Annotated in this window: 2 protein-coding genes (1 of these 2 only partly in view); both read right to left on the reverse strand. The window is 69.4% G+C overall.

The features are described 5' to 3' along the window. Window positions 1–18: 18 nt before the first annotated feature. The gene (locus AB0L60_RS33975) at window positions 19–15,777 is read right to left on the reverse strand and encodes a type I polyketide synthase (protein WP_364622689.1); all 15,759 of its coding nucleotides are present in this window, start codon (window positions 15,775–15,777) and stop codon (window positions 19–21) included. Then, window positions 15,774–24,279: the 3' portion of a type I polyketide synthase gene (locus tag AB0L60_RS33980; protein ID WP_364622692.1), read on the reverse strand. Its footprint extends 5,318 nt past the window's final position; only the last 8,506 of its 13,824 coding nucleotides appear in the window; its start codon lies beyond the right edge, outside the window; the stop codon is at window positions 15,774–15,776. Before AB0L60_RS33980 ends, AB0L60_RS33975 begins: the two co-directional genes overlap by 4 nt.

Here is a 24,279-nt window from a genome sequence, read left to right on the forward strand (position 1 = left end):
CGTCGGCGAATGTCGCCGTCAGTCTTCTGAGGAGTTGTTGTAAGCCAGGTCGATCAGGTCGTCGATATCGAGCTCGTCGATCGATTCCTCGGTGATGCCGTGCTCGATCTCGCCGGGGCTTTCCTGCCCGCCGGCGAGTTTCATGAGGGCATCCAACAGGCCCGCGTCGCGCAGGCGGGTGAGCGGAATCGTCTGGAGAGCTCGGCGAATATCGTTCTCCGACAGATCTGTCGATTGGCCGGTGTGGTGCTCGTCGGTGAACTCGTCGGCCAGGTATTCGGCCAGCGCCTGCGGCGTCGGGTAGTCGAATACCAGCGTCGCCGGCAACCGCAGGCCCGTCACGGCTTTGAGGGCATTGCGGAACTCGACAGCGGTGATCGAATCGAAGCCCAGCTCGCTGAAGGCCCGGTCGGCCGCGATCGCATTCGCGTTCTGATGACCGAGTACCGCCGCGACCTGACCGCGAACGATTTCGGCGAGCACACCGAGGCGTTCGCTCTCGGGAGTATTCGCCAAACGAGTCCGCAGTGCCGCGGGCGCGTCCGAGGCCGCTTTGCGGCGCGCCGGGACCAGGCCGGACAGCAGGACCGCGGCGAACCCCGCGTTGCGGAGGCTCTCCAGATCGAGACGGGCGAGGATCGGAGCCGCCGTATCGATTCCGGTGGCCGCGGCGAACAATGCCAGGCCCTGTTCTTCCGACAGCGGCAGCATGCCGGAACGGGACATGCGCTGCCGGTCGACCTCGCTGAGCTCGGTGGCCATACCGCCGTCGGTGCCCCACAGACCCCACGCCAGCGACTGTCCGCTACGCCCGGATGCCCTGCGGTGCAATGCCAAGGCGTCCAAGCATGCGTTGGCCGCGGCATAGTTGCCCTGACCGGGATTGCCGAATGCACCGGCCGCCGAACTGAACAGCACGAACGCCTTCAACGGCAGATCGGCGGTCAGCTCGTGCAGGTGCAGGGCGGCGTCGACCTTGGGCCGCAGGACCGTGTCCATGCGATCCGCGGTGAGCGAACCGATGGCGCCATCGTCGAGCACACCGGCCGTATGGAACACACCTGTGAGCGGGCGGTCCGCCGGGATGGCGGCCACTACGTGCGCGAGCGCGCCACGGTCGGTCACATCGCAGGCGACGAACTCGACCTCGGCACCGAGATGCTCCAGTTCCGCCCGCAACTCGGCTGCGCCCGGGGCGGACTCACCGCGCCGGCTCAGCATCATCAGGTGACGGACACCCTGGGTGCCGACCAGATGCCGGGCGAACAGTCCGCCGAGGAAACCGCTGGCTCCGGTGATCAGAACGGTTTCGTCCGGACCGAGAGCGGCACTCGGCGCTGCAGCGGTCGGCGCGACGGCACGGGCGAGTCGCGCGACATGCACCTGAGCGCCACGCACGGCGGCCTGGGGCTCCCCGGAGGCCAGAATTCCGCCGAGCAGCCCGTGCAGGTCGGAATCGGTGTCCACCAACATGATCCGGCCCGGGTTCTCCGCCTGCGCGGAGCGCACCAGACCACCGACGGCGGCACCGGCGAGGTTCGTAATGTCTTCCCCGGCAATCGATGCAGCGCCGCTGGTCCGAACCACGAGCACCGACTCGCTGAACCGGTGATCGGCAATCCAGGACTGAAGTACTTGCAGCACACTGTGAGTCGCGGCACGAACTCCGGCGGGATCATTACTCGCCGGGCAGTCCAGCACTACGGCGGCCGGAACCTCGTCACCGAGATCCGCCCAGGACACGGCGCTGATCTCGGCCTCGGATACCGAGAGCGGGGTCCAGTCGACCTGGAACAGCGCGTTGCCGACGGTGGGTGCGCCGGTGGTCAGCTGTGCGGGATCGATTGGCCGGGAGGCCAGATGCCGCACCGTCGCCACCGGAGCACCGGTAGGATCCGCCAGATCCACGGCCACCGCATGCTCGCCGACGCGGGTCAGCCGGACGCGCAATGCGCCCGGTTCCGCCGCGTGCACGGTGACACCGGACCACTCGAATGGCAATGCCGGTCCGGTTCCCTCCGCGGACAGGTAGCCCGCCAGGCGCAGTGCGTGCAGAGCGGCATCGAGCAGAGCTGGATGCAGCCCGAAACCCTTGGCGTCCTGCGGATCCGGAAGGGCGACTTCGGCGTATACCTCATCGCCGCGCTGCCATGCCGCCTGCAAGCCCTGGAAGAAGGGACCATAGCCGTACCCGGCATCGAGCAGCTCGTCGTAGACACCGTCGATGGGCAGGGGCTGCGCACCGACCGGAGGCCACGAGGTGAGGTCGATGGGGGTCGCCATTTCATCCGACGCAAGTGCGCCTTCGGCATTCAGCGTCCACGACGTCGCGGAATCGACGTCGCCATCGGGGCAGGAGTAGATCCGCACCGCGCGACGGCCGGTCTCGTCCTCGGCCGCGACCACGATGCGCACCGCGACACCGCCGGACTCCGGCAGCACCAGCGGAGCCTGCAGCACCAAGTCCTCCAAACTGGTGTGGCCGACTCGCTCCCCGGCATACAGGGCGAGTTCGACCAGACCGGTGCCGGGGAACAATACGGTGCCCAGGACCCGGTGATCGGCCAGCCACGGATGGGTCTCCACCGAGAGGCGACCGGTCAGGATCACCGCGCCGGAGTCCGGTTGTGACACCATCGCCGAGATCAGGGGGTGCCCGGTAGCCGCCAGACCCATGGCCCGGGCGTCACCGGTACCCGCGGACCCCTCGCGCATCCAGTAGCGGCGGCGCTGGAAAGCGTAGGTGGGCAAGTCGATTCGCTGGGCTCCCGTGCCGGCGTACACACCGGCCCAGTCGACGGGGGCGCCGGCCACGAACAGCCCGGCCACCGCGTTCAACACGGCCGACGCATCGGCATGGTCTCGACGTGCCAGCGCCACCACCGTTGCGGCCGAGCCATCCCCGTCATCGAGGGTCTGGGCGACCATGGGGGTCAGCACGGCGTCGGGTCCGACCTCGGCGAATCGGGACACACCCATACCCGCCATCGCGGTGACCGCATCGGCAAAGCGGACGGTCTCGCGAACCTGATCCACCCAGTACGACGGATCCGACATCTCGTCACCGATCCGGGCACCGGTCACCGTCGACACCAACGGGATGCTCGGGCGGGCGAATGCCAAACCCTCGATCGCCGTGCAGAATTCGGCCAGCATCGGCTCCATCAGCGCCGAATGGAAAGCATGCGACACCCGCAACCGGTGCGTCCGCCAACCCTGCTCGGCACACCGCTCAGCGACAGCAAGGACATCGTTCTCGACGCCGGACAGCACGACCGACGACGGACCATTCACCGCCGCGATCGACACTTCACCGGCCACCAGCAGCGGCAGCACATCGGCCTCGGAGGCGCCGACAGCGACCATCGCCCCACCGGCGGGCAGCGCCTGCATCAACCGGCCACGCGCGGCCACCAGCACACACGCATCCGCCAGAGACAACACACCCGCCACATGCGCCGCAGCCACCTCACCGATCGAATGACCCGCCACCACATCAGCACGCACACCCCACGACTCGAGCAGACGAAACAACGCCACCTCGAACGCGAACAAACCCGCCTGCGCAAACACCGTCCGATCAACCAGATCAGCACTCGCCAACGCCCCACTCAACGAAACCGACTGCCCCAGAACCGGACCCAGCTCCGCGACAATCGCATCGAAAGCCTCGGCGAACACCGGGTACACGGCACGCAATTCGTCAGCCATACCGGCCCACTGCGCACCCTGACCCGAGAACACCACACCCGTCGAGCCCGCCACCACACGACCGGACACCACGCCGGGTGCCTGCACACCCGCAGCCAGTGCCCGCGCTCCCGCGAGGAGACCATCACGGTCCTCGGCCACCACAACTGCGCGATGCTCGAAAACAGCCCGCGTGGACGCCAGCGAGAAACCGATATCGATCGGATCATGTTCGGCCACAGTCGATGTCAGGCGGGCGGCCTGATCGGCGAGCGCCTCGGCGCTGCGTGCCGAGAGCATCCACGGCACTACGGTCGGCACCGCATCCCGGGGAGCCTGTTCCACCGTAGGCTCGGTCACCGGGGCCTGCTCCACGATGACGTGTGCATTGGTGCCGCTGATACCGAACGAGGACACACCCGCACGACGCGGACGATCCACCTCCGGCCACGCCACCGACTCGGTCAACAACCGGACATGGCCCTCGGACCAATCCACCTTCGTGGAGGGCTGATCCACATGCAGTGTTCGGGGCAGCACGCCGTGCTGCATCGCCATGACCATCTTGATCACACCGCCCACACCGGCCGCAGCCTGGGCGTGACCGATATTGGATTTCAGCGAGCCCAGCCACAATGGCCGGTCCGCATCACGATCCTGCCCGTACGTCGCCAAAAGCGCTTGAGCCTCGATCGGATCACCCAGCGTCGTACCCGTGCCGTGGGCCTCCACCGCGTCCACCTCGACCGGTGAGACACCGGCATTGGCCAGCGCTTGGCGAATGACACGCCGCTGCGAGGGACCATTCGGCGCGGTCAAACCATTCGACGCGCCATCCTGATTCACCGCCGAGCCAGCGATCACCGCGAGCACCTGATGACCATTGCGCTGCGCGTCGGACAACCGCTCCAACACGAGAACACCGGCGCCCTCGGACCAGCCCACGCCATCGGCCGCGTCGGCGAAGGACTTGCAGCGTCCATCCGGGGACAGACCCCGCTGACGACCGAACTCGAGGAACATGTCCGGGGTGGCCATCACGGCGACACCACCGGCCAATGCCAGATCACATTCCCCCGACCGCAGCGACTGCGACGCCAGATGCAGCGCCACCAGCGACGACGAACACGCCGTATCCACAGTGACCGCAGGGCCTTCCAGGCCGAACACGTAGGACACCCGGCCCGAGACCAAACTGCCTGCGGCGCCGCTACCGGTGCCGGTCGCCTGGGCGTAGTCGTGGTACATCACGCCGGTGAACACACCGGTCGAACTGCCGCGCAGCACCGCCGGATCCACACCGGCGCGCTCCAATGCCTCCCACGAGACCTCCAGCAGCAACCGCTGCTGCGGGTCCATCACGGTCGCCTCATTGGGACTGATCCCGAAGAAGTCGGCATCGAATTCCGCTGCGGAGTACAGGAATCCACCCTGGCGTGTATAGGTCTTGCCCGCCTTGCCGGGTTCGGGATCGTAGATGCCCTCGATGTCCCAGCCACGGTCCACCGGCATCTCGCCGGTGGCGTCGATACCCGAGGTGACCAGACCCCACAGGTCTTCGGGCGAGGCGACGCCACCGGGATAGCGGCAGCTCATCGCCACCACCGCGATCGGGTCATCGCCGGTTCGGACCCGGCTGACCGCGACCTCCTCGACGGCGGCGCTGCCGGTGAGCTGGGAGTCGATGAACTCGGCGACGATCTGCGCATTGGGGTAATCGAAGACGAGCGTCGCGGGCAGTTGCAGACCGGTCGCGGTATTGAGTTTGTTGCGGAACTCGATGGCGCTCAACGAATCGAAACCGAGCTGCTGGAAGGCCTGCTGGGGTTCGACAGCTGCCATGGAGGCGTGCCCGAGGATCTCCGCAGCCACCGTTCGCACGAGGTCGAGCTGAGCGGTCCTGCGATCGGCGTCGGACAGTCCGGCCAGCGTGCGCAGGAAGGCCTGGCCCGCCGCCGGAGTCCGGCGGCGGACCGGGGCGGGCACGAGCGCGCGGACCAGGGCGGGAATCTGCTCGCCCCGGGTCCGGAGCACGGCCTTGTCGACCCGTAGCGCCACCAGCTGGGCGGTATCGGTCGATATCGCCGCATCGAAGAGCGCCAGACCCTCGGCCTCGGAGAGCGGCGGGAAACCCTGCCGGCGCATCCGGTCGAAATCGTCCTCGGACAGTTCGGTCCCGAGTCCGCTCGAGCGCGCCCACATTCCGTAATCCAGGGACGTGGCAGGCAATCCCAGGCCGCGGCGATGAGCCGCCAGCGCGTCGAGGAAGACATTCGCCGCGGCGTAGTTCGCTTGGCCGGCAGCCAGCACCAGGCCGCCCGCGGACGACACCAGCACGAACGATGACAGCGAGATGTCGCGGGTGAGCTCGTGCAGATGCCAGGCCGCGTCGACCTTGGGCCGGAAGACGCCGTCGATACGATCCGCGGTGATCGACTCGATCACGCCGTTGTCGGCGGTTCCCGCCGCGTGCACCACACCCGTCAGCGGATGCTGATCCGACATGCTGTCGAGCAGTGCCGCGAGCGCGTCTCGATCGGACACATCGCACGCGGCGATGGTGACCTCGGCGCCGAGCTCGGCCAGCTCCCGACGAAGCTCGGCAGCGTCGGGAGCATCCAGGCCACCCCGAGAGGTCAGAAGCAGATGGCGCACACCGTGTTCGGTCACGAGGTGCCGGGCGATCACCGCGCCCAGACCACCCGTGCCACCGGTGATCAGGACGGTGCCCGGTGTTGCCGATCGATCGATCGTGCCGGGTGCGTGAGCGGTCAGACGCGGCACGAACACGCTCGTGCCGCGTAGGGCCACCTCCGGCTCCGACGCGACAGCGGCGGCCACGGCCGCCACGGCGGACGGATCACCGGATTCATCCAGATCGAGAAGCTGGAAACGACCTGGGTTCTCCGCCTGCGCGGCACGCAGCAAACCCCAGACCGGCGCCTGCGCCAGATCCACCGACTCGGAATCATCCATGGACACTGCGTGTTTGGTGAGTACCACCAAACGAGAACCGGCGAAACGAGTGTCGGACAACCAACCCTTGACGGCGTCGAGGACGCTGGCCGCGACCTGCCGTGCGGCTCGAGGCGGCGCACCGTCGAAGTGAGGGCACTCGAACAAGACGACCTCGGGAACAACCGAATCGGGATCGGCATCCAGATCGGCGGTCAATCCCGCGAGGTCACGATGATCGACGGTCGTCGGCGACGGCGCGACAGGGACCCAATCCACCCCGAACAGGGCTTCCGACACCCGGTCCGCGCCCAGGCGTTCAGCCGAAACCGGCCGAGAGACCAAGGCCCCCACCGACATCACCGGCCGACCCTGCTCATCGGCGAGCTGCACAGCGAACCGGCCCTCTGCACGCACGATGCGCACCCGCAGCGCGGGAGCACCCGCCGAGTGCAACACGACCCGGTTCCAGGTGAACGGCAGCACAGCGGCACCACCGTCACGGCCGTGCACGATCCCGACATGCAGGGCCGAATCGAACAGTGCCGGATGGATTCCGAAACCCTTGGCGTCCTTCGGGTCCGGCAGCGCGACCTCGGCGAACAACTCGTCGTCGCGCTGCCAGGCCGCCCGCAACCCTTGGAAGAACGGGCCGTAGCCATATCCGATGTCGAGCAGCTCGTCGTACACGCCATCGACGGGCAACGGCTGCGCACCGGCCGGAGGCCAGGCGGTGAGGTCGAAGTCGGCCGGCACCTCGCCCGGTGCGAGAACACCTTCGGCGTGGAGCACCCACGGACCCTGTGCCGTCTGCTGCGAATGGACGGTCAGCCGTCGACGACCGGCGTCGTCGGCCGCGGCCGCCACCACCTGCACTGCGACACTGCCGTCGGCCGGCGCCGTCAACGGGGTGTGTAGCACGAGCTCCTCCACCACCGCGCAACCCAGCAGCCCACCGACGTGGGCGGCCAGCTCGACGAAACCGGTGCCCGGCAGCAGCACGGTGCCGAGCACGCTGTGGTCGGCCAGCCATTCGACGGAGTCCAGCGACCAGCGGCCGGTGAAGCTCACCGCGCCCGAATCCGGGTGCGGCACAACCGCACCGAGCAGGGGATGGTCCACCGCGTCGAGACCGACCGAGGTGACGCCGCCCAGTTCGGCGCCGAGCCACGACTGGGCCAGCATCTGCCGGGCATCGAGCCAGAAGCGCTCGTGCTGGAAGGCATAGGTGGGCAGGTCGATTCGCCGCGCCCCGGTACCGGTGTAGAAACCGGCCCAGTCCACCTCCGCGCCGGAGACGAACAGCCCGGCCACCGCACGTACGACGGTCGTGGCGTTCGCATTGTCACGCCTGGTCAGCGCGATTGCTGTTGCGGTATCGAGAGTTTGGGCGACCATCGGGGTCAGCACCGCATCGGGACCTACCTCGGCGAACCTGCTCACGCCCAGGCGGGCCATTGCGGTGACCGCGTCGGCGAACCGCACCGTGTCCCGGACCTGACCGACCCAATACGACGGGGCCGACATGTCGTCGCCGACCTCGGCGCCGGTCACGGTCGACACCAACGGAATACGCGGACTGCCGAAGGCCAAACCCGCTATGGCCGTCGCGAATTCGGCCAGCATCGGCTCCATGAGGGTCGAGTGGAAGGCATGCGAAACGCGCAGCCGATGTGTCCGCCAGCCCTGCTGGGCACACCGCTCGACGACAGCGACGACAGCGTCCTCGCCACCGGACAGCACAACCGAAGCAGGGCCATTCACCGCGGCAATCGACACCTCACCGGCCAGTAACGGCAACACATCTGCCTCGGACGCACCGACCGCCACCATCGCTCCGCCAGCGGGAAGCGCCTGCATCAACCGGCCACGGGCGGCCACCAGCACACACGCATCCGCCAGCGACAGCACCCCGGCCACATGCGCGGCAGCCACCTCACCGATCGAATGACCCGCCACCACATCAGCACGCACACCCCACGACTCGAGCAGACGGAACAACGCCACCTCGAACGCGAACAGGCCCGCCTGCGCAAACACCGTCCGATCAACCAGATCAGCACTCGCCAACGCATCACTCAACGAAACCGACTGCCCCAGAATCGGATCCAGCTCGGTAACGATCCCGTCGAACGCCCCGGCGAACACGGGGTACGCGGCACGCAGTTCGGTAGCCATACCGGCCCACTGCGCACCCTGACCCGAGAACACCACACCCGTCGAGCCCGCCACCACGCGACCGGACACCAATCCGGTGGCCGGTGCGCCCACGGCCACCGCTCGCACACCTGCCAGCAGACCATCGCGGCCCTCGGCCACGACCACCGCACGGTGCTCGAAAACACTGCGCGTCGACGCCAGCGAGAAACCGATATCCACCGGATCCCGTTCGCCCGCAAACGATGTCAAACGCTCGGCCTGAGCGGCGAGAGCCGCGCTACCGCGCGCCGAGACCACCCACGGCAGCACTCCACCGGCCGCGACGGTCTCGACCACAGCCGGAGCCGGGTCCGCCGCCGGAGCCTGCTCGACGATGACGTGAGCATTCGTGCCACTGATACCGAACGAGGACACACCCGCACGACGCGGACGATCCACCTCCGGCCACGCCACCGCCTCGGTCAACAGCCGGACATGGCCCTGGGTCCAATCGACCTTGGTGCTGGGCCGATCGACATGCAGCGTCTTGGGCAGCACGCCGTGGCGCATGGCCATCACCATCTTGATCACGCCACCCACACCGGCCGCGGCCTGGGCATGACCGATGTTGGACTTCAACGACCCCAGCCACAGCGGGCGATCGGCATCCCGGCCCTGCCCGTACGTGGCCAGCAGCGCTTCGGCCTCGATCGGATCACCCAGTGTCGTGCCGGTGCCGTGGGCCTCCACCACATCGACGTCGGCCGAGGAAACCCTGGCATTCGCCAGCGCTTGACGGATCACCCGCCGCTGCGACGGACCGTTCGGCGCGGTCAGGCCGTTCGACGCGCCATCCTGATTCACCGCCGAACCGGAAACCACTGCGAGCACGTCATGACCATTGCGGCGGGCGTCGGACAGCCGCTCCAGCACCAGCACACCGGCGCCTTCGGACCACGCCACGCCGTCAGCGGTGTCGGAGAAGGACTTGCTCCGCCCGTCCGGGGCCAGCCCGCGCTGACGGCTGAACTCCACGAACGTCTCCGGCGTCGCCATCACCGCCACACCACCGGCCAATGCCAGATCACACTCCCCCGAGCGCAGCGACTGCGCGGCCAGGTGCATGGCCACCAGCGAGGACGAGCACGCCGTATCCACGGTGACTGCCGGGCCCTCCAGGCCGAACACATACGAAACCCGACCGGAGGCAATGGATCCCGCGTTCGCGTTGACCGGATAGTCGTGATACATCATGCCGGTGAACACCCCGGTCGAACTGCCGCGCAGTTCCGCCGGATCGACTCCGGCCCGCTCCAACGCCTCCCAGGAGGTTTCCAGCAGCAGGAACTGCTGGGGATCCATCACCGCGGCTTCATTGGGGCTGATGCCGAAGAACGCGGGATCGAATTCGCCTGCGGAGTGCAGGAATCCGCCCTCGCGCGTGTAGGTGGTGTGCGGCCTCTCGCCGGTGGGGTCATACAGACGGTCGGTATCCCAGCCTCGGTTCACCGGGAACTCCGACGTCGCGTCGATCCCGTTCGCGACGAGATTCCACAGCTGCTCGGGAGAACTCACGCCGCCCGGGTACCGGCACGCCATGCCGACGATCGCAATCGGTTCGTCGTCGGCGGTCTTGGTGGCGGTGACGGCGATGTCGCGTCCGGTGCCGGTGAGCTCGTCGGCCAGATAGGCGGCCAGGGTGCGTGGTGTCGGGTAGTCGAAAACGACTGCGGCCGACAGTGACAGGCCGGTGGCGGTCTTGAGCCGATTGCGCAGCTCGACCGCGCTCAGGGAATCGAATCCCAGGTCCTGGAAGGCGGAATCGGGTTCGATCGCGGAGGCATCGTCGTGACCGAGCACGGCCGCGATGTGGGTGCGCACGGTCGCGAGTACCGCCTGCCGCTGCTGATCGGCATCCAGACCGGTGAGTCGCTGCCGGAGACCGGATGCCGCCGCCGAGGTCGCCGCCGCTGGACGCCGGGCCACGGCAGGCGCCAGTTCCCGCAGCAGCGGCGGCAGGAGTCCCGCCTCGGCGCGAGCGCGGATCGCGGTGGTGTCCACGGCCGCGATCACCGCCAGCGCCGTGTCCTGTGCGAGCGCCGCATCCCATCCAGCCAGCGCCTGCTCGTCCGGCATCGCGGTGAAGCCGCCGCGGCTCATCCGGGCCACATCGGTCTCACCCAGGTGTCCGGTCATGCTGCCCGAGCGTGCCCACGGACCCCAGGCCAGCGATTGCCCGGCCAGTCCCCGTGCACGCCGGTGCGCCACCAGGGCGTCGAGGAAGGTGTTCGCGGCCGCGTAGTTGGCCTGCCCGGGTCCGCCGATGGTGCCGGACACCGAGGAGAACACCACGAACGCAGCCAGATTCAGATCCGCGGTCGCCTCGTGGAGGTACCAGGCGGCATCTGCTTTCGGCGCCAGGACCGTGTCCAGCCGCTGCGGGGTCAGGGACGCGATGATCCCGTCGTCGAGCACACCCGCGGCGTGGATCACGGCGGTCAACGGCTCGGGCGCGTCGGCCAGGAGTCGGGCCACCGCATCGGCGGCGGTGACGTCACAGGCCGCGACTCGCACCTGTGCGCCCAGGTCGGTCAACTCGTCGCAGAGGGCTGACACGCCCTCGGCCTGCGGACCGCTGCGGCTGACCAGCAACAGCGACCGCACGCCGTGCTCGACGACCACATGCCGGGCCACCACGGCACCCAAACCGCCTGTGCCGCCGGTGATCAGCACCGTTCCCGCGCCGAAGGCGGATTCCTCGCCACGTGTGGATGACACGGGTGCAGGCCGAGTGAGTCGAGCGGTGTGGGTGACGCCGGCCCGCGCGACCACCTGGGGTTCGTCCACGGCCAGGACGGTGGCCGCGAGTCGCTCGTCGAGGCCGGTGTCCGCGTCCACCAGGACAATTCGGCCGGGGTCCTCCGTCTGCGCGGTACGCACCAAGCCCCACACGGCGGCACCCGCGAGGTCGGTGAGGTCTTCACCGGGCAGGGCGACCGCGCCGCGCGTGGCGACCAGCAGGGTGCTCGAGGCGAACCGGTCCTGATCCAGCCAGGCCTGCATCACCTCGAGGATTCGTGCGACCTCGGTGTGGGTGGTGGTCACCACGTCAGTGCCGGTGTGTTCGTTCCAGCCGGACCCGGCCTCGACGATCACCACCGGGGGTACCGGTGACTGCGGATCCAGCCGATCCCACCGGCCCACAACGACATCCGCCACCACGGGCTCGGACGCGCTCGGCGACCACACCAGTTCCAGCAGCGGATCGGCCGCGCCGCTCGCACCGGCGGCGGCCAGCTGTGCCAATGGCATCGGGCGGGGCGTCACCGAACCCGACAGCACGGGTTGTCCCTGCTCGTCGCCCGCCCACACCGATACCGACGATCCGGTCGTGGTCAGACGCACGCGCAGCACCGGCGCTTCGACCGCGTACAGCGACACCGACTCCCAGGAGAACGGCAACACCACCTGGCCCGCCGCCACGGTGAACGGTGAATCCGGCTGTCCCGCAGCCTCTTCGGACACCCCGGCTAGCAGTCCCGCCTGCAAGGCCGCGTCCAGCAGTGCCGGATGGATGCCGAACCCCTCGGCTCGCATCCCGGCGTCCGGATCGATGGCGACCTCGGCGAACACCTCGTCGCCGCGCCGCCACAGCGCCCGCACGCCCTGGAACGCGGGGCCGTAGTCGTAACCGCGTGCCAGCAGGGCCGTGTACGCGGCCGAGACATCGAGAGCGGTCGCCTCGGCAGGCGGCCAGGTCTGCGATTCGGGTTGGGTGGCGTCGTCGCGGGTGGTCAGCAGACCCCGCGCGTTGAGTACCCACTCTCCGTCGCGATCGTGTTCGGCGCGAGAGTAGATCGATACCGGCCGTCGCGTGAGTTCGTGTTCCGGCCCGCCGACGACGACCTGGATCTGGACACCGCCGGACGCGGGCAGGACCAGGGGCGCCCGCAGTGTCAGTTCGTCGATCGCCGGGTACCCGGCTTCGGCGCCGGCGCGCAGCGCCAGCTCCACGAAACCGGTCCCGGGCAGCAGGACCGACCCGGCCACCGCATGGTCGGCCAGCCAGGGATGGGTCGCCACCGACAACCGGCCGGTCAACAGCACGCCACCGGATTCGGGTTCCGAGACCACCGCGCCCAGCAGCGGATGCTGCACCGCACCCAAACCTGCGGCCTCGACACCGGCAGTGCCGTGCGCAGCCTCGAGCCAGTAGCGGCGACGCTGGAAAGCGTAGGTGGGCAACGACACTCGCGAAATCGGCCGACCGGCGAAGAACGCGGTCCAGTCCACCTCGAGGCCGACCGTGTGCGCGTGGGCCAGGCAGGTGACGAACTGCTCGACCTCGGCCCGCCCTCGACGGGCTCCAGCGATCACCAACAACTGGGATTCGAGGTCCTCGGGCAGGCATTGCCGGGTCATGGCCGTCAGGACCGCATCGGGACCGATCTCCAGGAACCGGCGCACACCCGAGACCGCGAGAGTTTCGACGCCCCGGGCGAACTGAACACTCGCCCGCACCTGCTGGACCCAGTACGCGGGCTCGAGTACCTCATCACCGGCGATCCGGCCGGACAGATTCGAGACCAGCGGAATCTGGGGGCGGCGATAGGTCACTTCCCGTGCGACAGCGGCGAACTCGGCCAGCATCGGATCCATCCGGTGGGAATGGAACGCATGCGACACCCGTAGCCGCGAGGTTTTGCGGCCACGGTCGGTGAACCACTGCTCGAGCGCCGTCACCGCGTCCTCGTCACCGGAGACCACCACGGCCGCAGGCGAATTCACGGCGGCGATGGACGCGCGGTCCGCACGGCCGGCGAGCGCCTCGGACACCTCGCGCTCGGTGGCCGCGACGGCCAGCATCGCGCCGCCCTCGGGCAGCCGGCCCATGAGGCGGCCGCGCGCCGCGACCAGCCGGCACGCGTCCGGGAGCGACCACACACCGGCGACGTACGCGGCGGCCAGCTCACCGATCGAATGGCCGATCAGGAAATCCGGTGTCACACCGAAGGATTCCAGGAGCCGGCACAGTGCGACTTCGTAGGCGAACAGTGCGGGCTGGGTGAACTCGGTCCGATCCAGCACGGCGGTATCGGCAGCGCCGACCTGCCGGCCGGTAAACATCACCTGCTTCAGCGATCCGCCCAGCAGTGGATCGAACTGTGCGCACACCTCGTCCAACGCGGCGGCGAATGCCGGAAACGCCTCGGCTAGTTCACGTCCCATTCCGGCCCGCTGTGCGCCCTGCCCGGTGAACAGGAAGGCTGCCTTGCGCGTGACCGCCTGCGCCGCCGTCACGCCCGCGGCCGTGCTCGCCGATCCGTGCTCCGCCAGCGCTGCCAGTCCGGCCAGCATGGCGTCCCGGTCGCCGGCGACCACCGTGCCCCGCCAGTCCAGCCGGGCGCGGGTCGTCAACAGCGAATAGGCGATCTCGTCGGTGGTCAGGTCGGGGTGTTCGGTCACCCACCGCCGCAGTTTGCCCGCCTGCGCGCGCAGGCCGTCCTCGGTCTTCGCCGAGACCAGCCACGCGGAGACATCGGACGCCACGACCGGTGCACCCTGATCGGGGGCCTCGTCCGTTGGTTCGGCGGGGGCCTCTTCCAGGATCAGATGCGCGTTCGTTCCGCTGGCGCCGAAGGAGGACACGCCGGCGCGGCGCACCCGCTCCCCCGCCGGCCACGGTTCGGCCGCGGTGAGCAGCCGCACCGAGCCCGCCGACCAGTCCACGTGCGGAGTCGGAGCGTCGACATGCAGTGTGGCGGGCAGCGTTTCGTGCCGCAGCGCCTGCACCATCTTGATCACGCCGCCGACACCGGCCGCGGCCGAGGTGTGCCCGATGTTCGACTTGAGCGAACCGAGGCGCAGCGGAGCACCGACGCGTCCGCGGCCGTAGGCAGCGATCAGCGCCTGGGCCTCGATCGGGTCGCCGAGGGTGGTGCCGGTGCCGTGCGCTTCGACCACATCGACGTCGCCGGGCGTCAGACCGGCATTGGCGAGGGCCTGCGCGATCACCTTTTCCTGCGATGGGCCGTTCGGGGCGGTCAGACGGTTGCTGGCGCCGTCCTGGTTGATCGCGCTGCCGCGGATGACCGCGAGGACGGGGTGGCCGAGACGGCGGGCATCCGACAGTCGCTCGATCGCGAGCATGCCGAGGCCCTCGGAGAATCCGGTCCCGTTCGCCGCCGCCGCGAAGGCCTTGCACCGCGCGTCCGGGGACAGCGCGCGCTGGCGGCCGAACGCGATCAGCAGGGCCGGATCGGACATCACGGTGACGCCGCCGACCAGGGCGAGCGAGGTGTCGCCCTGCCGCAGCGCCTGGCACGCGAGGTGCAGGGCGACCAGCGACGACGAGCACGCGGTGTCCACCGAGAGAGCCGGGCCCTTGAACCCGAAGGTGAAGGCGACCCGGCCGGAGAGGATGCTGGATGAAACACCCAGGTAGGCATGGCCTTCCGCCTCGGCGGTCAGGCCCGGCGAACCCACGCGGGGGCCGTAGTCCTGATGGATCACACCGGCGAAAACACCGGTGTCGCTGCCGCGCAACGACACCGGATCGATGCCCGCATCCTCCAGGGCCTCCCAGGCCGCTTCCAGGAACAGGCGCTGCTGCGGATCCATCGCCAGGGCCGCGCGCGGGCCGATCCCGAAGAATCCGGCATCGAAATCGCCTGCCGCATCCAGGAATCCGCCTTCGCGGGTGTAGATGGCGCCGGGCGTATCGGGATCGGTGTCGAACAGCCGCGCGAGGTCCCAGCCGCGGTCGGCCGGGAATGGCCCGATGGCGTCGGTGCCGGAGGCGACCAGATCCCACAGCTGCGCCGGAGTTTCGACCCCGCCCGGATAGCGGCAGCTCATGCCGACGATCGCGATCGGTTCGCCGGCCCGGTCCTCCAGATCCTGGATGTGCTTCTTGGCGACGCGGAGGTCTCCGGTGAGCTTGCGCAGATACCGGCTGAGCCGTTCCTCGTTGCTGGTGCCGGGGTTGCTCATGCTGGGCCAAACTCCTCGTCGATCAGATCCAAGAGCTCACTGTCGGATAGCGCAGTGTCGGAATCGAATTCGAGATCGTCGTAGCCGCTGCGCGACCATGTACCGCCCAGGTGGGCGACGAGGCGCTCGTTGACGCCCCGCAATCCGGTGACGATCTCGTCGTTGTCGCCGCTGCTGGCGATGATTCGCTCGAGCAGTGCCTCGAGCCGCGCCAGGTCGCCGGCCGTCGCCGACGGCGGTTGCGCCGGCGCGGTCACCACGGTCTGCGCCAGCAGGTAGTTGGCGACATCACCCGCCGTCGGATAGTCGAATACCAGGGTCGAGGGCAGCGACAGCCCCGTCACCTTCGCCAGCCGGTTTCGGAACTCGACGCCGCCGAGGGAATCGAAACCGAGTTCGTTGAAGCCCCGGTCGGGTCCGATGTCGTCGGCCGAGCCGTAGCCCAGCACCGCCGCCACATGTTCCCGCACCAGGTCCAGGACGAACCCGCGGCGCTTCGTTTCCGCCACACCGTGCAGACGGTCCCCGAGCGACTGCGCGCTGCTCGGCGCTGCGACCGACCGGGCGCGATGACGAACGAATCCGCGCAGCACCGCGGGCACCGGACCGGAATGCGATTCCATACGCAGTCTGTCGGTGTCCAGCCGCGCCGGCACCGATACCGGTTCCGCCGTGGTCAGCGATTCGTCGAACAGGCGCAGGCCCTCGGCACGATCCAGCGGGTCCAGGCCCAGTCGCTCCAACCGGTTCAGGGCGGCACGATCCAGAACGCCGGTCATACCGATGTCCTGCTGCCACGGCCCCCAGGCGAGCGCGAGCGCCGGGAGTCCCGCGGCGCGGCGCTGCACCGCGAGAGCGACCAGGAAGCTGTTCGCGGCAGCGTAATTCGCCTGCCCGGCCGAACCGATCATTCCGGCGATCGACGAGAACATCACGAACGCCGACAGCTTCATGTCGCGGGTGAGCTCGTGCAGAGCCCACGCCGCATCGGCCTTGGGGGCGAACACCCGGTCGATCTGGTCGCGGGTGAGCGTGTGAAACGCGCTGTCGTCGAGCACGCCCGCGGTGTGGACGACACCGGTCAGCGGATGCTCCGCGGGCACGGCGGCCAGCAGGTCCCGAAGCGCGTCGCGGTCGGTGACGTCGCAGGCGGCGATCCGTACCTCGGCACCGGATCGCGCCAGTTCCGCCGCGAGTTCCGTTGCACCGTCCGCACTCTCGCCGCGGCGTGAGACCAGAAGCAGGTGCCGCACCCCGTGGTCGGCGACCAGGTGGCGGGCCAGCAGCGCACCCAATCCCCCGGTACCGCCGGTGATCAGCACCGTCCCCGGACCGAACGACACCCGCTCGGCCGCCGAGGATGCCAGCGCCTGTAGCCGCGGCACCAGGACACTATTGCCCCGTACCGCCGCCTGCGGTTCTCCGGTCGCGATCACGGCTCGGATCGAGTCGGCCGAAAGGTGCTGCACACCAGCGGATTCCTCGGCGTCGAGCAGTACGATCCGCCCCGGATACTCGGTCTGGGCACTTCGTATCAGCCCCCACACCGCGGCCGATCCGGTGTCCGGTATCTCTTCGGGCAGCGCTGCCGCCCGGCCGGTCACCACGACCAGCTGCGACCGCGCGAACCGCTCGTCGGCCAACCAGTCCCGCACCGTACACCGGGCGGTATCGACCCGATCGCGTGCGGATGGTTGCGAATCATCGTGCAGCGCTGCGGCTTCGGACCACACCACGACGCCCGGAACGATCGGAGCCGAGGCGAGCGTCGCCAGATCCGGGTACTGCTCATCGATTCCGGCCACCTGCCCGGCCCCGAGCACGGCCACGCTCGGGGCCGTGGCGTCGGCGAGCACCTCCGCCGGTGCCCAGCGCAACCCGTACCGTGCCGCGCGGCCGCCCGGCAGCGCGGCACGGAACTGCTGGACGTCGTAGGAGCGCATGAGCACTTCGTCGATGCTGACGACCGGGTTGCCGTCCTGGTCGACGGCCACGACGGAGATCGCCTCACTGCTGCGCTGGATGGCCATCACCCGCAGCCTCGTCACGGTGGACGCGGTGTGGAATTGCGTTCCGCCCCAGCGGAACAGCAGCTTGCCCTCGGACGCGTCGCCCTGGTGGTCGGGCCAGATCAGGCAGGCGAGTCCGGCATGCATCACCATGTCGAACAGCGCCGGGTGCAGCTGGAACCGGTCGGCCGGGGTGTCCTCGGTCAGGGCGACCTCGGAGAAGACCGTGTCGCCGCTGCGCCAGGCCGCCTCGATGCCGAAGAAGGCGGGTCCCCATTCCAGTCCGGCGGCACGCGCCACCTGGGCCGGAATCCATTCGGGGTCCACCGGTTCGGCATCGGCGGGCGGCCAGGAAGCGGCGCGCACCATGTCCACCAGCCCGATGTCGATCAACTGCCGGGCGCTGAGCACGCCGCTGGCATTGCGGGTCCATTCGCCGTCGGCGGCATCGCCGGTCAGGCGGTAGTGGAAGGTGAACGATCGGCGTCCCTCGGCGTCCGGTTCCCGCACCAGGACCTGGAGTTCGACCTCGCCCTCCGCCGGTGGCAGGATCGGCGTCTCGAGGGTGAGCTCCTCCACGGCGCCGCAGCCGATCCGCCGACCGGCGACCAGCAGCATCTCCATGAGCGCGGCGCTCGGGACGAGCACCACGCCGTAGGTGGTGTGGTCGGCGATCCAGGGCTGGGCGCGCAGCGACAGCCGTCCCGTGAACAGCCACTCGTCACGGTCGGCCACCCGCACCACATCGGTGAGCAGCGGGTGTTCCGAGCTGGCGGTCCGAGGCTCGTCGAGGTGGGGTTCGAGCCAGTACCGCCGATGGTCGAAGGCGTAGGTGGGCAGGGCGATTCGCGCCATCGGGCGGGCGGTGAACAGCTGACTCCAGTCGACCGCCACCCCGGCGTTGTGTGCCTGGGCGAGCATCGTCAGGAACTGCTCGACCTCGTCGTGGTCCCGGCGGGCGGCCGCAGCCACCATCGATCGGGCCTCGGCCTCGGCGGGGAGCGTCTGCCGGGTCATCGCCGCCAGCACCGCGTCGGGGCCGATTTCGAGGAACCGGCGTACGCCCGACGCCGTCAGCGTCTCGACACCGTCGGCGTAACGCACCGCGGCGCGCACCTGGGACACCCAGTACCCGGGAGCCAGGATCTCGTCGCCCGCGATCCGGCCGGAGACGTTCGACACCAACCGAATTCGCGGTGCACTGAACATTACGCGCGCGGCGAGGGTCTCGAACTCGGCCAGCATCGGCTCCATCCGTGGGGAATGGAACGCGTGCGACACCCGCAAGCGGTTCGTCTTGCGTCCCTGCTCGGTGAACCGACGGCCGATCTCGTCGACGGCGTCCTCGTCACCCGAGACCACCACGGCCGCAGGAGCATTCACCGCGGCCACCGATACCCGGTCACCGAATCCGGCGATCATGGCAGCGACTTCGGCCTCGGCCGCGGCGACGGCCAGCATCGCACCGCCCGCGGGCAGCGCCTCCATCAGTCGTCCGCGGGCCGCGACCAGCTCGCAGGCGTCGTCCAGGGACCACACACCAGCGACGTACGCTGCCGCCAGCTCGCCGATCGAGTGCCCGACCACCAGGTCCGGGGCGAGGCCGAACGACTCCAGGAGCCGGTACATCGCCACTTCGAACGCGAACAGCGCGGGCTGGGTCAGTCGGGTCCGATCCAAGGTGCCGGTTTCCGCGTCGACTCCGTGATCGTCGATCAGGTGTCCGCTGAACATCACTTGCTTCAGGGAACATCCGAGCAAGGGATCGAACCGGGCACACACCTCGTCCAAGGCCGCGGCGAACACCGGGAAGGCGGCGGAGAGACCCGCGCCCATGCCGACCCGCTGCGCGCCCTGACCGGTGAAGAGGAAGGCGGTCTTCCCGGAGCCCACCGTGCCGGAAACCACTCCGGCAGAGGCGGATCCGGCGGCCAGCTTCGCGAGCCGCACCACCAGTTCGTCGCGATCACCGCCGAGGACCGCTGCCCGCCACTCGTGCCGGGCACGTGTCGTGACGAGCGAGTAGGCCACGTCCGCCGCGTCGGCGTCGGGGTGATCGATCAGCCACCGGTGCAGTTTCGCCGCCTGTGCGCGCAGGGCGTTCTCGCTCTTGGCCGACACCAGCCACGGCAGCACCGTGCGCGGGCCGTCGGCGGCGGGTGACGCGACGACCGGTGCGGTGGGTGCTTCCTCCAGGATCAGATGGGCGTTGGTGCCGCTGACTCCGAACGACGACACACCGGCCCGGCGGGCCATTCCCCCGGCAGGCCAGGGTTCCGGACGGGTCAGCAGGCGCACCGCCCCGGCCGACCAATCCACGTGCGGGGACGGAGTTTCCGCGTGCAGGGTCGGGGGCAGGGTCTCGTGGCGCAGCGCCTGTACCATCTTGATCACGCCGCCGACACCGGCGGCCGCGACGGTGTGACCGATATTCGATTTGATCGATCCCAGGCGCAGCGGCTCGCGGTCGCCGCGATCCTGCCCGTAGGCGGCGATCAATGCGTTGGCTTCGATCGGATCACCCAGCGGGGTGCCGGTCCCGTGCGCTTCCACCGCATCCACGTCGGCGGGTGTGAGCCCGGCATTGGCGAGGGCCTGCGCGATCACGCGCTCCTGCGACGGGCCGTTCGGCGCGGTCAGGCCATTGCTGGCACCGTCCTGATTGACCGCGCTGCCGCGAATGACGGCCAGGATGTCGTGGCCCAGTCGCCGGGCATCCGACAGCCGCTCCAGGACCAGAACGCCCACGCCCTCGGCGAAGGCCACACCGTCGGCCGCGGCGGAGAACGCCTTGCAGCGGCCGTCCGGCGACAGACCGCGCTGCCGCGCGAAATCCACGGAGAGATAAGGGGTCGCGGCCACGGTGACGCCGCCCGCCAACGCCAGCGAGGTCTCGCCCTGACGCAGGGCCTGACACGCCAGGTGCAGCGCGACCAATGAGGACGAGCAGGCGGTGTCGATGGTGACCGCCGGTCCCTCGAGGCCGAACACGTAGGCCACGCGGCCGGAGACGACGGAGTGGGTGGTGCCGGTCAGCCGGAAGCCCTCCAGGTCGCCGGTGACATTGTCGACATAGCCCGAGGCGCACGCGCCCGCGAACACGCCGGTATCGCTGCCGCGCAACGTGATCGGGTCGATGCCGGATTCCTCCAGTGCCTCCCAGGAGGCTTCCAGCAGCAGCCGCTGCTGGGGGTCCATCGCCAGGGCCTCGCGCGGGCTGATTCCGAAGAAGCCGGCGTCGAAATCGGCTGCGTCGTCGAGGAATCCGCCGCCGCGGCTATAGACCGTTCCGGGCTTGTCCGGGTCCTGGTCGATCAGGCGCTCGAGATCCCAGCCGCGATCGTCCGGGAATTCCGTGGTGGCATCGGTTCCGGACCGGACCAGGTCCCACAGCTGCTCGGGGGTGCGGACGCCGCCGGGGAATCGGCAGCCCATGCCGACGATCGCGATGGGCTCGTCCACGCGGGCGCGGCGCGAGACGCGGGCAGGTTTGGAACCGGATTCGGTTCCCTCGATCTTGCTGTGCAGCAGGGCGGCGACCGCCGCGGCGGTGGGGTGGTCGAAGACCAGGGTGGACGGCAGTTGGACACCGGTGGCCTTCGCCAGCCGGTTGCGGAATTCGACGCCGCCGAGCGAGTCGAATCCCAGGGCGTCGAATCGTTCGGTGGGACTGATGTCTTCGGCGGAGCCGTGTCCTAGCACGGCGGCCGCGTGCTCGCGGACCAGGTCGAGCACCACCCCGGTACGGTCGGCCTCGGGTACCCGGCTCAGGCGCGCGCCCAGCGAACTCGACGGGGCCGCAGCCTGAGTCGTGGTGCGGGGCAGGAAACCGTGGAGCACCGACGGCACGGCACCGGTGCCCGCTTCGCGGCGCAGTTCGGCCGGGTCGAACCGGATCGCCGCCAGGTGCGCGGCGGCGCGGCCGGTGGCCGCATCGAACAGCCGCAGGCCTGCGTCGTGCGCGAGCGGGTGCAGGCCGAGCCTTTCCCAGCGGGCGAGGGCACTGCGGTCCAAGCCACCGGTCATGCCACCGGCGGAGTTCCAGGGCCCCCAGGCCAGGGACATCGCCGACAGCCCTTCGGCGCGGCGGCGGTGCGCCAGGGCGTCGAGGAAGGCGTTGGCCGCCGCGTAGTTGCCCTGTCCCGCCGAACCGATCGTTGCGGCGGCCGACGAGAACAGCACGAAGGCGGACAGGTTCCGGTCGCGGGTGAGATCGTGCAGGTGCCAGGCGGCGGCGGCCTTCGCGGTGAACACGCGCCGCAATTGCTCGGCGGTCAGGCCCGCGAGGGTGCCGTCGTCGAGGACGCCCGCGGCGTGGATCACGGCGGTCAGCGGATGATCGGCGTCGAGGGAATCCAGCAGCGAGCCGATGGCCTGCCGATCGCCCACATCGCAGGCCGCCACGCGCACGGCAGCACCGGCTTCCGACAGCTCGCGCACCAATTCGGTTGCGCCGTCGGCGGTTTCGCCGCGCCTGGACGCCAGCATCAGATGGCGGACGCCGTGCGTGGTGACCAGATGCCGAGCCAGCAGTGCGCCGAGGCCACCGGTGCCGCCGGTGATCAGGACGGTGCCGGTGCCGAACGCGGATCCGGGCGCGGCGTCTTGGTCGGCGCGCGTCTTCGCCAGCCGGGGCACGAGCAAGGCTCCGGCGCGCACCGCGACCTGCGGTTCGGCTGTCGCGATCACTGCGGCGACCAGAGCTTGGTCGACAGCAGGCGCGTCGGCCGACGGGTCGGTGTCGAGGAGAACGAATCGGCCCGGGTATTCGGTTTGGGCGCTGCGCATCAGGCCCCAGACGGCTGCCGCGGCGAGATCCGGTGTCTCGCCGGTCAGCGCGGCGCCATTCGAGGTCACCACGACCAGCCGGGTGTCGGCCAGACGGGGTTCCGCGAGCCAGGACTGTACCGTCGCCAGTGCCGATTCCAGGTAGCCACCGACGGCCGTGGGATCGCTGTCTCCTTGCAGAAGCCAGGTCACGATATCTGGAATCGATTGTGCTGCAACAAGTTCCGAGGGAGTCGACGCATAAGTGGCGATACCGGCGACCGGCGCTGAACCGAGCACAGCCATCCGGTCCACGGCGGGATCCGGTGTCGCTGCTGCTGTCGGCGTCCACTGGATGTCGTAGAGGTCGGAGTCGTCGGCGGCGAGGGTGCCGCGCATCTGTTTCACGTCATAGGGCCGCATGACGACCGCGTCGACGGAGACCACGGGCCGCCCCGAATCGTCGACGGTCGCAACGGAGATGGTCTCCGGGCCGCTCTCGACCGCGATGACCCGCAGCGTCGTCGCCTTGACCAGCGGCTGGTGCAGTCGCGCGCCGCCCCAGCGGAACAGCAATCGGCCGGTGTCGGGGTCGCTGTCCTGATCGCGCCAGATGAGCCCGGCCAGCCCGGCATGCATCACCAGGTCGAGCAGGGCCGGATGCAGATCGAATCGCTCCGGTTCGGGCGCGGCGGCCGTATTCAGGGTGATCTCGGAGAAGACGGCCCCGTCCCGCTGCCAGGCGGCGTCGACACCGAGGAATGCCGGGCCGTATTCGAGTCCGGATCCCTTCGCGATTCGCTCGGGAATCCATGCGGTGTCGAGGGTTTCGGCGTCGGCCGGCGGCCATGCCTCGTCGCGCAGCTGGTCCAGCAGGGCGTCATCGCCGTCCCAGGCGGGGGCCAGGACACCGCTGGCGTTGCGAACCCATTCGCCCGCGCGGCCGGCCTTGCGGAAGTAGAAGCTGAACTGGCGTCGGCCGGTCGGTTCCGGCTCCTGCACCGACACCTGAAGTTCGACCTCGTCGGTTTCCGACGGGAGGATCGGAGCCTCCAGGGTCAGCTCCTCGACGACGCCGCAATCGATTCGGCTGCCCGCGACGAGCAGGAATTCGATCAGGGTCGCACTGGGCAGCACCACGGTGCCGTAGGTCATGTGGTCGGCGACCCACGGGTCGGTGGGCAGCGAGAACCGGCCGGTGAAAACGAACTCGTCCTTACCGGCCACCGGGAACACACCGGTGAGCAAGGGGTGAGCTTGGGAGTCGCCGGTGGCTTCGCGACGCGGCGGCAGCCAGAATCGCTGATGCTGGAAGGCGTAGGTGGGCAGGGGAATTCGCCGGTTCGACCGGCGACCGAGCAGGGGTGTCCAGTCGACCCGCACACCGGCGGTGTGAGCTTGCGCCAGCATCGTCGAGAACTGTCGGGGCTCATCGTGATCCCGGCGCGCGGCCGCGGCCACCACCGAAGCGGACTCGGCGTCCTCGGGAAGGGCCTGCCGGGTCAGCGCCGCCAGCACCGCGTCGGGGCCCACCTCCAGGAATCGGCGCACCCCCGAGGCGATCAGCGTCTGGATACCCGGCGCGAATCGCACCGCGCCCCGAAGCTGGCGAACCCAGTAGGCGGGCTCCATGATCTCGTCTCCGGCCAGCTGGCCGGAGACGTTCGAGACCACCGGAAGCCGGAGCGGGTTGTAGGTCAAATCCTGTGCGACAGATTCGAATTCG

Source organism: Nocardia sp. NPDC051981 (assembly GCF_040680715.1).
Taxonomy (GTDB): domain Bacteria; phylum Actinomycetota; class Actinomycetes; order Mycobacteriales; family Mycobacteriaceae; genus Nocardia.

What these genes read in the sequence shown, in the direction of transcription:
- AB0L60_RS33975 (WP_364622689.1), bottom strand. Translation starts at nt 15,777, where the DNA reads ATGAGCAACCCCGGCACCAGCAACGAGGAACGGCTCAGCCGGTATCTG.